This is a genomic window from Vibrio sp. 11986-1-5, from assembly GCF_963878025.1.
Lineage (GTDB): Bacteria > Pseudomonadota > Gammaproteobacteria > Enterobacterales > Vibrionaceae > Vibrio > Vibrio injensis.
Genome location: NZ_CAWNVW010000005.1, coordinates 26763 through 42057, shown reverse-complemented (window position 1 = coordinate 42057; position 15295 = coordinate 26763). Strand labels below are relative to the sequence as shown.

At 46.2% G+C, this 15295-nt stretch carries 17 protein-coding genes; 10 read left to right on the top strand and 7 right to left on the bottom strand.

The features are described 5' to 3' along the window. Positions 1-9: 9 nt before the first annotated feature. The 3 genes from dnaN to AACS00_RS02080 form a co-directional block, all read right to left on the bottom strand. Complete coding sequence (gene dnaN / locus AACS00_RS02090) at positions 10-1110, bottom strand: DNA polymerase III subunit beta (protein ID WP_110168340.1); 1101 nt, start codon at positions 1108-1110, stop codon at positions 10-12. 68 nt (positions 1111-1178) lie between these two features. After that, positions 1179-2591: a chromosomal replication initiator protein DnaA gene (gene dnaA / locus AACS00_RS02085; RefSeq protein WP_072670257.1), complete on the bottom strand. Its 1413-nt coding sequence runs from the start codon at positions 2589-2591 to the stop codon at positions 1179-1181. Positions 2592-2817: 226 nt separating this feature from the next. Continuing rightward, positions 2818-2964, bottom strand: a complete 147-nt coding sequence (locus AACS00_RS02080; protein WP_167363657.1) for a hypothetical protein — start codon at positions 2962-2964, stop codon at positions 2818-2820. Positions 2965-3182: 218 nt separating this feature from the next. Here AACS00_RS02080 and rpmH point away from each other — a divergent pair, with 218 nt between their 5' ends. From rpmH to mioC, 6 genes are all read left to right on the top strand, one after another. After that, a complete protein-coding gene (gene rpmH / locus AACS00_RS02075; RefSeq protein WP_072670256.1) occupies positions 3183-3320 on the top strand; it encodes a 50S ribosomal protein L34 in 138 nt (45 codons plus the stop codon). A 46-nt stretch (positions 3321-3366) separates the two neighbouring features. Next, positions 3367-3690, top strand: a complete 324-nt coding sequence (gene rnpA, locus AACS00_RS02070) for a ribonuclease P protein component (protein ID WP_233268204.1) — start codon at positions 3367-3369, stop codon at positions 3688-3690. Beyond that, the gene (gene yidD, locus AACS00_RS02065) at positions 3657-3914 is read left to right on the top strand and encodes a membrane protein insertion efficiency factor YidD (protein ID WP_072670255.1); all 258 of its coding nucleotides are present in this window, start codon (positions 3657-3659) and stop codon (positions 3912-3914) included. The genes rnpA and yidD overlap by 34 nt, the downstream gene beginning before the upstream one ends. 2 nt (positions 3915-3916) lie before the next feature. Further along, positions 3917-5539, top strand: a complete 1623-nt coding sequence (gene yidC, locus AACS00_RS02060) for a membrane protein insertase YidC (protein WP_072670254.1) — start codon at positions 3917-3919, stop codon at positions 5537-5539. A 94-nt stretch (positions 5540-5633) separates the two neighbouring features. After that, positions 5634-6995: a tRNA uridine-5-carboxymethylaminomethyl(34) synthesis GTPase MnmE gene (mnmE, locus tag AACS00_RS02055; protein WP_110168339.1), complete on the top strand. Its 1362-nt coding sequence runs from the start codon at positions 5634-5636 to the stop codon at positions 6993-6995. A gap of 107 nt (positions 6996-7102) precedes the next feature. Then, on the top strand, positions 7103-7543 hold the full coding sequence (gene mioC, locus AACS00_RS02050) for an FMN-binding protein MioC (protein ID WP_110168338.1): 441 nt from the start codon (positions 7103-7105) through the stop codon (positions 7541-7543). 20 nt (positions 7544-7563) lie between these two features. Here the strand turns inward: mioC and AACS00_RS02045 are convergent, their stop codons facing one another. Genes AACS00_RS02045 through AACS00_RS02030 form a run of 4 tightly spaced genes read right to left on the bottom strand, consistent with a single transcriptional unit; the run spans position 7564 to position 10869 of the window. Further along, positions 7564-8136, bottom strand: a complete 573-nt coding sequence (locus tag AACS00_RS02045; RefSeq protein ID WP_110168337.1) for a DNA topoisomerase family protein — start codon at positions 8134-8136, stop codon at positions 7564-7566. A gap of 6 nt (positions 8137-8142) precedes the next feature. Next, entirely contained in the window at positions 8143-8619 is a 477-nt protein-coding gene (locus AACS00_RS02040) for a DUF494 family protein (protein WP_072670250.1), read from the bottom strand. Beyond that, entirely contained in the window at positions 8616-9749 is a 1134-nt protein-coding gene (gene dprA, locus AACS00_RS02035; protein WP_181397648.1) for a DNA-processing protein DprA, read from the bottom strand. The genes AACS00_RS02040 and dprA overlap by 4 nt, the downstream gene beginning before the upstream one ends. A 4-nt stretch (positions 9750-9753) precedes the next feature. After that, positions 9754-10869 (bottom strand): LysM peptidoglycan-binding domain-containing protein, encoded by a 1116-nt coding sequence (locus AACS00_RS02030; protein ID WP_258306895.1) that lies wholly within the window; start codon positions 10867-10869, stop codon positions 9754-9756. A gap of 137 nt (positions 10870-11006) precedes the next feature. Here AACS00_RS02030 and def point away from each other — a divergent pair, with 137 nt between their 5' ends. The 4 genes from def to trkA all read left to right on the top strand — a co-directional run bounded on the left by def (position 11007) and on the right by trkA (position 15284). Next, the gene (gene def / locus AACS00_RS02025) at positions 11007-11519 is read left to right on the top strand and encodes a peptide deformylase (protein WP_219968446.1); all 513 of its coding nucleotides are present in this window, start codon (positions 11007-11009) and stop codon (positions 11517-11519) included. A gap of 16 nt (positions 11520-11535) precedes the next feature. Next, a complete protein-coding gene (gene fmt / locus AACS00_RS02020; protein ID WP_110168335.1) occupies positions 11536-12483 on the top strand; it encodes a methionyl-tRNA formyltransferase in 948 nt (315 codons plus the stop codon). A gap of 56 nt (positions 12484-12539) precedes the next feature. After that, positions 12540-13820 carry a 16S rRNA (cytosine(967)-C(5))-methyltransferase RsmB gene (gene rsmB / locus AACS00_RS02015; protein WP_110168334.1) on the top strand — a complete coding sequence of 427 codons (1281 nt, stop codon included), beginning with the start codon at positions 12540-12542 and terminating at the stop codon, positions 13818-13820. 87 nt (positions 13821-13907) lie between these two features. Then, positions 13908-15284 (top strand): Trk system potassium transporter TrkA, encoded by a 1377-nt coding sequence (gene trkA / locus AACS00_RS02010; protein ID WP_004397573.1) that lies wholly within the window; start codon positions 13908-13910, stop codon positions 15282-15284. The last annotated feature ends 11 nt before the right edge of the window (positions 15285-15295 follow it).

The window sequence follows — 15295 nt, the reverse complement described above, 5'->3', positions numbered from 1 at the left end:
ATCGGTCAATTAAAGACGGATAGGCATGACCACGTACATAGCACTGTCGTCCTCAACGTTTTCGATGAGCGCACTGGCATTGGCATCTGACATTGAGATGCGAACCTGGTCACAGCGTAAGGTATTGAGCACATCAATCACATAACTGACGTTAAAACCAATTTCTATCGCTTCACCGCTAAAGTTCACATCGAGCATCTCTTCTGCTTCTTCTTGCTCTGGGTTATTAGCGGTAATGCGCATCGTACCTTGAGCAAGATTCACGCGCACACCACGAAATTTTTCATTGGATAAGATAGCCGCACGTGAGAAAGCTTGACGTAATTCATCACAGCCGGTGAGCAATATTTTATTGGTATTTTGTGGTAAAACTCGGCGATAATCTGGAAAACGGCCATCAACGAGCTTCGATGTGAAGACAAAATTATTGACTTCAGCACGGAGGTTGGAGGCACCAATTTGCAACACAACGGGTTGTTCTGGCGCATCAAGCAATTTTACGAGCTCTAAAATACCCTTACGAGGAACGATGATTTGTTTGTTTGCCAACGCCTGAGTGATGGTTGTTTGAGCGACAGCCATACGGTGACCATCTGTCGCTACGGCACGTAAGGTTGTCCCATCGATTTCAAACAGCATACCATTGAGATAATAACGTACGTCTTGGTTGGCCATAGAAAACTGAGTCTTCTCAATCAGCCCACGCAATTCAGCTTGGGTGACAGTAATATCGATATCGCTCTGCCAGTCTTCAATGTTTGGGAAATCATTGGCTGGTAAGGTGGCTAAAGAAAAACGGCTACGACCAGAGCGAATCGAAATGCGGTCCCCTTCAAGTAGTACGGTAATCACCGCACTGTCTGGTAAACCACGGCAGATATCCAAAAACTTACGCGCTGGAACGGTAATACTACCGGCTTCAAAATCGCCTTCCAACGTCACTCGACTGATTAACTCTACTTCTAAGTCGGTTGCGGTGATCGAGAGTTGGTCATTCTCAATTTTTAATAATAAATTACTTAAAATGGGTAATGTTGCTCGCCCACCTAATGTACCGGAGACCTGTTGCAGGGGTTTAATAAAGTGACTACGTTCAATGGTAAATTTCATAGTGAGATCTTAACCTAACGATATGGAATAAAACGGTACCAAGTGAGCCTTCAATATAGCGCAAAAACTTATGAAGAAAGGGTACGAATTAAATTGGAATAATCTTCTTTTATGTCGTGACTTTCTTCACGCAATTGTTCGATTTTTCGGCAAGCATGCAGGACCGTCGTATGATCTCTACCACCGAACGCATCGCCGATTTCTGGTAGGCTATGGTTGGTCAGTTCCTTCGACAGTGCCATCGCCAGTTGGCGAGGACGAGCCACAGAGCGAGAGCGACGCTTAGATAACAAATCAGCGACTTTGATTTTGTAGTATTCAGCGACGGTCTTTTGAATGTTATCAATAGTGACCAGTTTCTCTTGTAAAGCGAGCAGATCGCGCAACGCTTCACGGACAAAATCAATGGTGATCGGTCGACCGGTAAAATTGGCATTGGCGATCACTCGGTTAAGTGCCCCTTCCAATTCACGAACATTAGAACGTAAGCGTTTGGCAATAAAGAACGCGACTTCATCAGGAAGATGAATTTGATGATCTTCCGCTTTGGTCATTAATATGGCTACGCGAGTTTCTAATTCCGGAGGCTCAATCGCAACGGTTAATCCCCAGCCAAAACGAGATTTCAGGCGATCTTCTACCCCATTGATCTCTTTAGGATAACGATCCGATGTTAAAATGATCTGTTGATTACCTTCAAGTAATGCGTTGAAGGTATGGAAAAACTCTTCTTGTGAACGTTCTTTGTTGGCAAAAAATTGAATGTCATCGATCAATAAAGCATCGACGCTACGATAGTAACGTTTAAATTCTTCAATCGCGTTATTTTGTAGTGCTTTAACCATATCTTGCACAAAACGCTCAGAGTGCATGTAGACCACTTTCGCATTGGGTTTGTTATCGACAATCGCATTGCCCACCGCGTGCAGTAGGTGAGTTTTACCCAAGCCAGTTCCCCCATATAAAAACAATGGGTTATAAGCTGCACCTGGGTTATCGGCCACTTGACGCGCGGCAGCAAGGCCGAGTTGGTTCGACTTACCTTCAACAAAATTATTAAACTTATGTTTAGGGTTTACGTTAGAGCGATGATTAATATCGCTAGCGGCAGAATCGTCGTCCCATGTTTTATTTACTGGTCTGCGCTGAGCTAATTGCGCTGGTGCTGAGGATTCAGCCGCGACATCTGCCGCGGTTCTCACTGGCGTGGCAGCGACTGGCACCGAGGCTGTTACTCGTCGGCTACCGACTTCAAAGCGTAAACTCGGCGCATTGTGACCACAATGCTCTCTAAGCAACCGGTTGATGTTATTTATGTATTTATCACGTACCCAATCGAGAACAAAGCGGTTTGGGGCGAACAAAGTGAGAGTATTGTCATTGAGCTCCGCTTGTAACGGACGAACCCACATGCTGAATTCTGTGGCTGGTAGCTCTTCTTGAAGCTGTTGCAAACACTGCAACCAAAGCGAAGATGACACGGTTCCCTCACTCTAAAATTAATGGCTGATAAAGAAGGTGATTCTACCTGTTGATAACTTAGATCGCCAGTGATTGATCGATAAACTCTTGAATAAGATCGAAGTTATACACAAGCTTCTGGGGGTATTTACGAGGATCCTCACAGGGATCGGGGTAATTACCCCCATTATGATCCACATATACTAAGATCTTGTTAAGTTATCCCCAATAGCGATTTTTACTATCTTACTTTGTATTAATCGCCAATAAGCTATGGCTAACTCGGTATAAGATGTGCATCAGATGCAGTGGGATCCGTAAATTAAGAGTATGGAGAAAAAGTAGATTGAGTAAAAAAGCGTGAAGATCTACCGAGGATCCTTGAGATTTCATCGATACTCCGTATAATCGCCCGACCGGAAAGAATGGGGAGGTAAAGGACTTATTGAAAAATGAGTAACACTTCGCCACCCCAAGTCATTGACACTTTTTGTGACTGTGATTACAATTCCGCCTCTTTGTTGAGAGGCGTCGGCGTCTTTACGAAGACACATATCCCACGCCGGGTTAACTTAAGAACCTAACACTACTGATCAGTAAAGGTAATAATAATGTCTAAACGCACTTTTCAACCTTCAGTTCTAAAGCGCAAGCGTACTCACGGCTTCCGTGCACGCATGGCGACTGCGAACGGTCGTAAAGTAATCAATGCACGTCGTGCAAAAGGCCGTAAGCGCCTGTCAAAATAATCACTGAATTATTTTGAATACGTACGCGTTCAATCGGGAGTTACGTCTGTTAACTCCCGAGCATTATCAAAAAGTCTTCCAGCAAGCGCATCGTGCTGGCTCTCCTCACTTTACCATCATTGCTCGCGATAATAACCTTTCTCATCCTCGTTTAGGATTAGCTGTCCCAAAGAAGCAAATTAAAACGGCTGTGGGTCGTAATCGCTTTAAACGCATTGCTCGTGAAAGTTTTCGTCTCCATCAACATAAACTTGCTAACAAAGATTTTGTTGTGATCGCGAAGAAAACCGCGCAAGATTTAAGCAATGAAGAACTGTTTACTTTATTCGACAAGTTATGGCATCGCCTATCTCGCCCTTCACGTGGTTGACTATTGGTTTAGTTAAACTTTACCAATGGATCATCAGTCCGCTCATCGGCCCTCGTTGCCGGTTTACGCCGACTTGCTCAAATTATGCGATAGAAGCATTGAGAGCTCACGGTTTTATAAAAGGGTGTTGGTTATCTGGCAAACGTCTATTAAAATGCCACCCTTTGAACGAAGGGGGATATGACCCCATTCCACCAGTCAAAAAACCAGACAGAGACAAATAACGATGGATTCTCAACGTAATATCCTGTTAATTGCTTTGGCGCTTGTTTCTTTTTTACTTTTCCAGCAATGGCAAGCAGCAAAGAACCCAGCCCCACAAGTGATTGAGCAGGCTCAAACCAGCACCACGGCCCCAGCACCTTCATTTGCAGATGAATTTGATCCTGCTCCTGAGCAACATCGTGCTGCTGCACAAACCGTGACGGTCACCACGGATGTTTTGACTCTGTCAATTGATACCGTTGGTGGGGATATTATTCATGCTCAGCTCAATCAGTACGCTGATGAACTTAATTCATCAACCCCATTTACTTTGCTAAGAAATGACCCGAATCACTTGTTTATCGCTCAAAGTGGTTTGATTGGTCCGCAAGGTATCGATTTGAGTAGTAATCATCGTCCGGTTTATCACGTTGATAGTGATCATTTTGTTTTGGCGGATGGTGAGCAGGAACTGCGTATTCCGATGACCTATCAAGCGAATGGCATTGAGTACGTGAAAACCTTTATTGTCAAACGCGGTGATTATGCAATTGATGTTACTTTTGATGTGATCAACCGTTCTGGTAATAACGCGACACTGGGCATGTATGCGCATTTACGCCAAACCTTGCTTGATTCAGGCGGCAGTTTAGCGATGCCTACTTATCGTGGTGGCGCTTACTCTACCGAAGATACGCGTTATAAAAAATTTAGCTTCAAAGATATGCAAGATCGTAACTTGTCACTTCCTTTACCCAATGGTCAGGGATGGGCAGCGATGATCCAGCATTACTTTGCTAGCGCATGGATCCCTCGCAATGAACCTGGTACTAATCTGTATTCTCGCGTGATTGGTAACGTTGGTGATATTGGGGTTCGCATGCCGAACAAAACTATTGCTGATGGTGATGCGACTCAGTTTACCGCGACCTTATGGGTTGGCCCTAAATTGCAAAATGAAATGGCCGCTACCGCTCCGAATCTAGATTTGGTGGTCGACTATGGTTGGTTATGGTTTATTGCTAAACCGCTGCATACTTTGCTGTCATTTATTCAGAGCTTTGTCGGCAACTGGGGTGTCGCGATCATCTGTTTGACCTTTATCGTCCGTGGCGCCATGTACCCACTGACCAAAGCGCAATACACTTCGATGGCTAAAATGCGTATGCTGCAGCCTAAGTTGCAAGCTATGCGTGAGCGTATTGGTGATGATCGCCAGCGCATGAGTCAAGAAATGATGGAATTGTACAAGAAAGAGAAAGTGAACCCTCTGGGTGGCTGTCTGCCTATCTTGTTACAGATGCCAATCTTCATTGCGCTTTACTGGGCACTGATGGAATCGGTTGAATTACGTCATTCACCGTTCTTTGGTTGGATTCATGACTTATCGGCGCAAGACCCATACTACATCTTGCCACTCTTGATGGGTGCCAGTATGTTCCTGATTCAGAAAATGAGTCCGAACACCATTACTGACCCTATGCAGCAGAAGATCATGACCTTCATGCCGGTGATGTTTACCTTCTTCTTCCTGTTCTTCCCATCAGGCTTAGTGCTTTACTGGTTGGTATCGAACATCGTAACGTTAATTCAACAAACGTTGATTTACCGTTCACTTGAGAAGCGCGGTTTGCATTCTAAGTAAGGCTAAATCTCGTGAATGAAGGCGACCTTTTGGTCGCCTTTTTGTTCGCCGCTGATTACAATAATCACTCATCGATCGTTAAGTAGGTAATAGTATGACCACCGATACCATTGTCGCGCAAGCTACCGCTCCTGGGCGAGGCGGCGTTGGCATCATTCGTGTTTCTGGCCCACAAGCCGCTTTTGTGGCCAAACAAGTAACTGGGATGGACCTTAAGCCTCGTTATGCGCAGTATCTGTCTTTCAAGGATACTGATGGTACTGAACTAGACCAAGGCATCGCGCTGTATTTTCCAAACCCCCACTCCTTTACTGGTGAAGATGTACTAGAACTACAAGGTCATGGCGGACCTGTGGTGATGGACATGTTGATCAAGTGTATCTTAGCGATTCCAGGTCTTCGTCCAGCACGCCCTGGAGAGTTTTCCGAGCGCGCGTTTTTAAACGATAAGTTAGATTTAACTCAAGCCGAAGCGATAGCGGACTTAATTGACGCCAGTTCAGAGCAGGCGGCAAAATCCGCTCTTCAATCGCTGCAAGGACAGTTTTCTAAACGCATTAATACTCTAGTCGAGTCGTTGATTCATTTACGCATTTACGTCGAAGCAGCGATCGATTTCCCGGAAGAAGAAATTGATTTTCTGGCGGATGGTAAAGTTTCTGCCGATTTACAAGCCATCATTGATAATCTGGCCGCGGTTCGCCAAGAAGCCAACCAAGGCGCGATTATGCGTGAAGGGATGAAAGTGGTGATAGCTGGGCGTCCTAATGCCGGTAAATCGAGTCTGTTAAATGCGTTATCAGGTAAAGACTCGGCAATTGTCACCGATATTGCTGGTACCACGCGTGATGTATTGCGTGAACACATTCATATTGATGGTATGCCGCTGCATATTATTGATACTGCCGGTTTACGTGAAGCATCGGACGAAGTGGAAAAAATTGGTATTGAACGCGCGTGGGAAGAAATTAAACAAGCCGATCGCGTTTTATTTATGGTTGATGGCACAACGACTGAGGCAACCGATCCGAAAGAGATTTGGCCTGATTTTGTCGACCGTTTACCGGATCATATGGGTATGACAGTGATCCGTAATAAAGTCGATCAGACCGGTGAAACTCTTGGTGTATGTCAGACAAGCCAACCAACCTTGATCCGTCTTTCGGCCAAAACAGGTCAAGGTGTCGAAGCGCTACGCACGCATTTGAAACAGTGCATGGGCTTTACCGGTAATCAAGAAGGTGGTTTTATGGCTCGTCGTCGCCATCTTGATGCGTTAGAGCGTGCTGCTGAACACTTAGCGATTGGCCAGCAGCAACTGGAAGGTTACATGGCTGGTGAGATTCTTGCCGAAGAGTTACGCATTGCTCAGCAGCACTTAAATGAGATCACCGGCGAGTTCAGTTCTGATGATCTCCTTGGTCGTATTTTTTCTTCGTTTTGTATCGGTAAATAGATTAGTCAGTTGTTGTCTGCCATTATGAACTGTAGGGGTATTCGTCCTAATTCAGACCATCTTAAGGCAAACAACCTCTTTTTATATTCGTTAATCGAGTAATGCACATGATTCATATTATTACCGGAAGTACCTTGGGTGGGGCTGAGTATGTAGGCGACCACATTAGTGACGTACTGCAGCAAGCGGGGTTGGATACTCAGATTCATAACCAGCCCGTGTTGGCGGATATTCCAGCACAAGGCACATGGCTGATTGTGACCTCAACCCACGGTGCTGGGGATTATCCTGATAATATTCAGCCTTTTATTCATGATCTGCAGCAAACGCCACCGAATACTCAGCTGTTATCTTACGCGGTGGTTGCGATTGGTGATTCAAGTTATGACACCTTTTGTGCGGCGGGAAAACACGCTGATGATTTATTGGAAGACATTGGCGCAACACCGATTGTAGATTGCTTAACCATTGATATTCAGCACCATCCTGTCCCTGAAGATGCGGTTGAAGAGTGGTTAAGTGAATTTATTCAGCGTGTGGAGAAGTAACTTGAATATGATGCAGTAAGTTAGTCGGCGGATTGAACCTGGGCGCATTTACGATTCGCGCATAAGTGTTTAGTGCCGCTGGCAAATTTTTTCTCTACCAGTAATGGGAATCCACAAACTTGGCATTGTCCTGCTAGTGGCGGCTGATTGACGGCAAATTTGCATTTTGGGAAGGCATCACAAGCATAAAAGGTTTTACCAAAGCGTGATTGACGCTCCACTAGATGGCCTTGATGACATTCAGGACAAACTAGGTTCGTCGTATGGTTTTCGTTCGGTGTTGTCGCGGTTGGTGACTCGATATGGTGACAGATTGGGTAGTGACTACAACCGATAAACATGCCGTAGCGACCTTGGCGTAGCACCAGTTCATGTTGACATTCAGGGCAAGCGACTCCGAGTTGTTTGACAATTTGTCCATCGTTGTGATGTAAGGGTTTAATATAGTCACAGTCGGGGTAGTGCTCACAGCCTAAAAATGGACCAAGCTTAGCACGACGAAGCTGCAACGCTCCGCCGCACTTAGGGCATGGTTGATGGCTGAGTGCCTGTTCATGAGCCGAAAACAGCGCAGGATCTATAGAGTTACTCATAGCTGTCTAATGCAAAATACCTTGTTCTTTGCTGTATAGCAGCTCTTCCATCATGGTATAGGCATTTTCATTGCCTGGAACATTAAACAGCACCATTAAGATAATCCATTTCAAGTCATCGAGTTCGAATTCATTGGTTTCTAAGCCCATGACTCGATCAATAACCATTTCTCTAGTATCAGAGGTTAATACTTTGATTTGTTCTAAAAACAATAAGAATCCACGCGCTTCAATATCCAAACGTTCCATTTCTTGGCCAGTGAATATTCGCATTGACGTGGTTGCACTGCTGGCAATGGCGGAGTGAGTATCGGTTTGTTGCAACGCCGCCAGCTCTTCGAGCCAATGTAGTGCCTTGTATATGTCTGGTTGATGAAAGCCTGCTCTTAACAATTCATCTTCGAGTTCGTCTTGATCCACTTGCAATTCAGCATCGCTATGGATATACGTCTCAAATAGATACATCAAAATATCCATCATCATAGCTTGCCTCTCCCCTTACGAATATAGCCACCGGAAACGGCAACAACATGGCCTAAAAGCTCTAACTCTAGTAGCTGCATCATGACTTCTTGCACGGGGATATGGGTCCGTTGTGCCAAAATATCAACTGGTGTCGCTTCTACTCCTACGTTAGCTAACAGCTCGGGAAATGGCAATTGTTCTTCATCATTTGGGCAAGAAAAAAGTTCACCTTGTGTAGTCGAGGATGAATCTTTGCACCAATTGAGCACGTTTTCTACTTCTGCCAAAATATCTTTAACATTTTGTACGAGGCAGGCTCCTTGACGGATCAGTTGATTACTGCCTTGGCTATTGGCGCTGGTGATTGGACCGGGAATCACAAAAACGTCTCGCCCTTGCTCTATTGCATAGCGGGCGGTGATTAATGAGCCACTTTTTTCAGCCGCCTCTACGATCAACACCCCAAGTGATAAGCCACTGATAATGCGATTACGCCGAGGAAAATGCTCGGCGCGCGGTGGCGTATTCGGGCGAAATTCGGAGATTAATGCTCCATTGGCTTTGATCCGCTCAGCAAGAGTCTTATGTCGGGCAGGATAAAGATAATCAAGCCCTGAGCCTAATACGGCTAAGGTTGCGCCCCCCGCTTTCAGGGCTCCATCATGCGCATAACCATCAATACCTAAAGCCAGTCCACTGGTGATCACGACATCGTGTGCGACTAATTCACCAGCAAATTGTTGGGCGATGTGTTGATTATCAATCGTCGCATTGCGGCTGCCAACAATGGCGATTTGAGGTTGTTTTAACCAGTGTCGTTGCCCTTCAACAAACAATACTTTGGGGGGCGAGGGAATTTCACGCAATAAGGGAGGATAATTGACCTCATCATAGAGAGGGATGATATGACGCTGTGTGGCTTGTTGCTGCCAGATTAAACACTGTTCAACGTCCTTCTTACTTTGGTTAAGCAGATAATCCACTTGTTGAGCGGTTAATCCCAAGGCTAGCCATTGTTCGGCACTGTAACCAGCAAGGTTGGTCAGTCCATCACGACTCAGTAATCGGCTTAAGTTTTTTTGGCTTAACTTAGGCGTAAAACAGAGCGCGAGCCACATGGCTAAATCGCGTTGGTCGGTTGGCATCATGGCTCTATTGGAGAAGTGAACTGAATGTCGATGTTGCGGTATCCGATACTTCGGGAGACAGGAGCAATGTCTGATTATCAATCGCAGCTTGGCTACTGGTGATCAGCGCTAGACTCATGGTTGGATAAGGACGAATGACCATGAGAGTACCGATTTTTTTCGCTGGTAACGTAATTGCTTTGCTAGCACGCTGTGCTATATCGCTATATTGCCCTCCTTTTTGGTAAACCGTTCGGCCGACTTGATAAAGTTCAAACATACTGCCTTGCTCTAGACCTTCTTGCTGTCCATGGTCGATGACCACCACATGGTGTTTTGCTGCATATTGACTGCCTTCCAACGTGCCGAGTAATCTAGGGCGTGCATCATGTGGTGCTGGGTGAGGGGAAAAAGTCGTGCTTAGTAACGACGCTAGATTGATTTCTGGCAAAGCGATATCGTTGGTTCGGATCTCTTGGTTCATTTCGTCAATGGTTAAGGCTGTGATTGAGTCCGTACTGCTAACTCGATGTGCAGTTGCCAAGCGCCGTAGAGCCCACATCGAGTGATCAGCGTGATGAAACTCATTCATCGCTCGATAGATACCCCAATGTTGCGCCTCATGTTGACCTTCAAGGTATAGCGTATCTTGTTGACTCAGGTATTGTTTGCCTTGATTCGATCCAAGAATGCGTAACTGGTCGTTCAACTCTTGGGAGGGAATCAGTCTATCAACCTGTAAATAAGGCAATAGTAATTGTTCTTTGATGGTGGTGACGGGGGACTTTTCGAGTATCCGAGCCTGTGGGCTGAGTTTGATCATCGGCTTGAGAGTTAGAGCCGGTTGACCGCCGCGCCAGATTAACGTCAGTTGATCGCCAGGGTAAATTAAATGTGGATTTTTGATCTCAGGGTTTGCTTGCCACAGGCGTGGCCAGAGCCACGGACTGTCTAAATACAGTGCAGAAATATCCCACAGTGTGTCGCCTTTGACCACGGTATAAGTTCGTGGTGCAGAGTCTTTAATGGTTAAGGGGGATGCATAAGCTAACGTATTGATGGATAAACTGAGAACAACGAAACCGAGCGATCTGAACAATAACCACAGAGAGCGATGTCGAGTCATTAATACGGCCATCATCTGACTTCCTTGCTGGATGAATGAGAAAAAGGTTTGTGAGAAATATGGCAGGATGCTGTCATTTAGGTCATAAAATGTCTAGAATTGACCCAACCAGCATTAAGCTGTTTCGGCACAGTTCAATTTTTCGAGTGTATATGTCTGTATTACAAGTATTAACATTCCCTGATGATCGTCTTCGCACCGTTGCCAAGCCGGTTGAAAAGGTCACGCCTGAGATCCAAAAAATCGTTGATGACATGTTAGAAACCATGTACGACGAAGAGGGCATCGGGCTTGCAGCGACTCAAGTCGATATTCATCAACGTATCGTAGTGATTGATGTCTCGGATAGCCGAGATCAACCTATGGTGTTGATTAACCCGCAAATTATTGAAAAGCGTGGTGAAGATGGTATCGAAGAAGGTTGTTTATCGGTACCGGGTTCGCGAGCTTTAGTGCCTCGTGCTGCTGAAGTGACCGTAAAAGCGCTTAATCGCGATGGCGAAGAATATACCTTTGAGGCTGATGAACTATTGGCTATCTGTGTTCAGCATGAGTTGGATCACTTAGAAGGTAAGCTATTTGTCGATTACCTATCGCCATTAAAGCGTAAGCGTATCAAAGAGAAGTTAGAAAAGATTAAGCGTTTCAACGAGAAACGCGCTTAATACAAGAGAGGTCAGCGTGAACCAATCATTACGTATTGTGTTTGCAGGAACTCCGGACTTCGCCGCCCGTCACTTGGCGGCGTTGTTGTCTTCGGAGCATGAGGTTATCGCGGTGTATACTCAGCCCGATCGACCAGCCGGGCGCGGTAAAAAACTCACTGCCAGCCCAGTTAAACAGATGGCGCTTGAGCACTCCATTCCTGTGTATCAGCCTGAGAATTTCAAAAGTGATGAAGCCAAACAAACCTTAGCCGATCTTAATGCCGATGTGATGGTGGTGGTGGCTTACGGTTTGTTATTACCGAAAGCTGTGCTCGATATCCCTAAATGGGGTTGTATTAATGTCCATGGCTCAATTTTACCTCGCTGGCGTGGTGCAGCGCCAATTCAGCGCTCGATTTGGGCCGGTGACAGTGAAACGGGCGTGACCATCATGCAGATGGACGTTGGTCTTGATACCGGTGATATGCTGAGTATTGTTCGCTTGCCAATATTAGCCAGTGACACCAGCGCCTCAATGTATGACAAATTGGCTGAGCTTGGCCCGCAGGCCTTGGTTGCTTGCCTTGATAAGTTAGCTTTAGGCCAACTTAGCCCAGAAAAGCAAGACGATGCTTTGGCAAATTACGCCCAAAAGCTGAGTAAAGAAGAAGCGAAAATCGATTGGACCCAAGAGGCAACGTTCATTGAGCGCTGCGTGCGAGCCTTTAACCCTTGGCCAATCAGCCATTTTGATGTCGCTGATAACACGATTAAAGTGTGGCAAAGCCGTGTCGATGAGCGCGAGTCTACTCATGCGCCCGGTACTATTATTCAAGCAGATAAATCGGGTATTTATGTGGCGACAGGCCGTGGTGTGTTAGTACTAGAGCAGATCCAAGTGCCAGGTAAAAAAGCCATGCCAGTACAAGATATTCTTAATGCTCGTGCCAGTTGGTTTACGGTGGGTACCCAACTTAGCTAAACCTTTACGAGGGCAGAGATGCCCTAATTGATTTTCTTTTTAATGTGGTATTACTCATGAATGTTCGCGCAGCTGCGGCCAATGTTTTATTCCAAGTGGTAGATAAAGGCCACTCTCTGTCACACGCTTTGCCTGCGGCGCAAAAAACCATCCGTCCCCGCGATCATGCTTTATTACAAGAGATTTGCTACGGAGCATTACGTTATTTGCCTCGTTTAGAGTCGATAGCCGGCCAGTTAATGGATAATCCATTAAAAGGTAAAAAACGCGTCTTTCATCATCTGATCTTAGTCGGTTTGTATCAGTTGAGCTTTATGCGTATTCCTTCGCATGCCGCGGTGGCGGAAACGGTAGAAGGCACCAAAACCTTGCGTGGCCCAAGTTTAAGCGGTCTGATTAATGCCGTATTGCGTAGCTACTTGCGCGATCAAGAAGCCCTTGATGCTTTTGCGGTTAGCCATAATGCAGGATTATATGCCCATCCAAGTTGGTTATTGAAACTACTGCAAGAGGCTTATCCTCAACAATGGCAAGCGATCATTGAAGCCAACAACAGTAAAGCTCCGATGTGGCTACGGGTTAATCGCCAGCATCATAGTCGTGAAGCATACCTTGCGCTGCTTGATAATGAGCAGATCGAATATACTGTACATCCACAGGCGGCAGATGCGATTAAATTGGCAACTCCTTGTGATGTGACGCTATTGCCCGGTTTTGAGCGTGGCTGGGTATCAGTACAAGATGCCGCTGCTCAGTTGGCGGTGGATTACTTACAACCGCAAGATGGTGAGCTGATTTTAGATTGCTGCGCGGCACCTGGTGGTAAAACCGCGCATATTTTAGAGCATACCCAAGATACTGAAGTGGTGGCGATTGACAGCGATGCGACACGTTTGGAGCGAGTCTACGATAATTTAGAGCGTCTACAACTGCGCGCAGATGTGATTTGCGGCGATGCGCGTTACCCCGAAGAGTGGTGGCAAGGTGAGCAGTTTGATCGTATTTTGCTGGATGCGCCATGTTCAGCCACGGGAGTGATTCGTCGTCATCCTGATATAAAATGGCTACGTCGCGCCAGTGATATTGAGGCTTTGGCTGAGCTACAGAGTGAAATTCTCGATGCGATGTGGAAGCAACTCAAAGTCGGTGGCACTTTAGTCTACGCAACGTGCTCGATTACTCCGCAAGAAAACAGCGAGCAAATCAAAGCCTTTTTGGCGCGCACGTCTAAGGCACAGCTGATCGACTCTGATCCCGAGCAGCCGGGGAGACAAATTTTGCCGGGTGAGCAAGATATGGATGGCTTCTACTACGCCGTTTTACGCAAACAAGCCTGATCACAGAAGACTGTTTTTAGTGAAGGCTCAAGGTAATCAGAGCGCAAGGTACATCCGTTGGATTACGTGAAGACAAGAGAGTAAGGTATGAAAATCATCATTCTTGGTGCTGGGCAGGTCGGTGGCACGCTAGCAGAAAACTTGGTCGGCGAAAATAATGATATTACCGTTGTTGATCGTAATCCTGAACGGCTGCGTGAGCTACAAGATAAATACGATCTACGAGTCATCAATGGTCATGCTAGTCATCCGAGTGTGCTACGTGAAGCGGGTGCACAAGATGCTGACATGTTAGTGGCCGTGACCAATACTGATGAAACCAATATGGCTGCTTGCCAAGTGGCGTTCACTTTGTTTAATACCCCAAATCGAGTGGCGCGCATTCGTTCACCTGAGTACTTGTTGGAGAAAGAGGCACTGTTTCAATCGGGCGCGGTGCCCGTTGACCATTTGATTGCTCCAGAAGAGCTGGTAACCAGTTATATTGAGCGTTTGGTTCAGTATCCGGGGGCATTGCAGGTGGTGAGTTTTGCCGAAGAAAAAGTCAGCTTAGTGGCGGTAAAAGCCTATTATGGCGGCCCGTTAGTGGGCAATGCATTATCGGCATTACGTGAGCATATGCCGCATATCGATACGCGCGTGGCGGCGATTTTTCGACAAGGTAGACCGATTCGACCGCAAGGTACGACGATCATTGAAGCTGACGATGAGGTCTTTTTCGTCGCGGCAAGCAATCACATTCGTGCCGTCATGAGTGAGCTACAACGGTTAGAAAAGCCTTATCGACGGATCATGATCGTTGGCGGCGGTAATATCGGCGCGAGCTTAGCCAAACGTTTAGAGCATACCTATAGCGTGAAACTTATCGAGCGTAATTATCAACGGGCGGAGCAGTTGTCGGAAGAGCTCGAAAACACCATTGTATTTTGTGGTGATGCAGCGGACCAAGAGCTATTGTCGGAAGAAAACATCGATCAAGTGGATGTATTTATTGCTCTGACCAACGAAGATGAAACCAATATTATGTCCGCCATGCTAGCAAAACGTATGGGCGCGAAAAAAGTCATGGTGTTGATTCAGCGTGGCGCTTACGTTGATTTAGTGCAAGGTGGGGTGATTGATGTGGCCATCTCTCCTCAACAAGCGACCATCTCGGCGTTATTGACCCATGTGCGTCGTGCCGACATTGTTAACGTTTCATCTTTACGACGCGGTGCCGCGGAAGCGATTGAAGCGATTGCTCACGGTGATGAAACCACCTCTAAAGTGGTTGGACGCACTGTGGGAGAAATACGCTTGCCACCGGGAACGACCATTGGAGCGATTGTCCGTGGTGAAGAGGTGCTGATCGCTCATGATCGCACCGTAATTGAGCAAGATGATCACGTCGTCATGTTCTTAGTCGATAAAAAATACGTGCCTGACGTGGAAAGCTTATTCCAGCCAAGCCCTTTCTTCTTATAGTTATAGGTAAT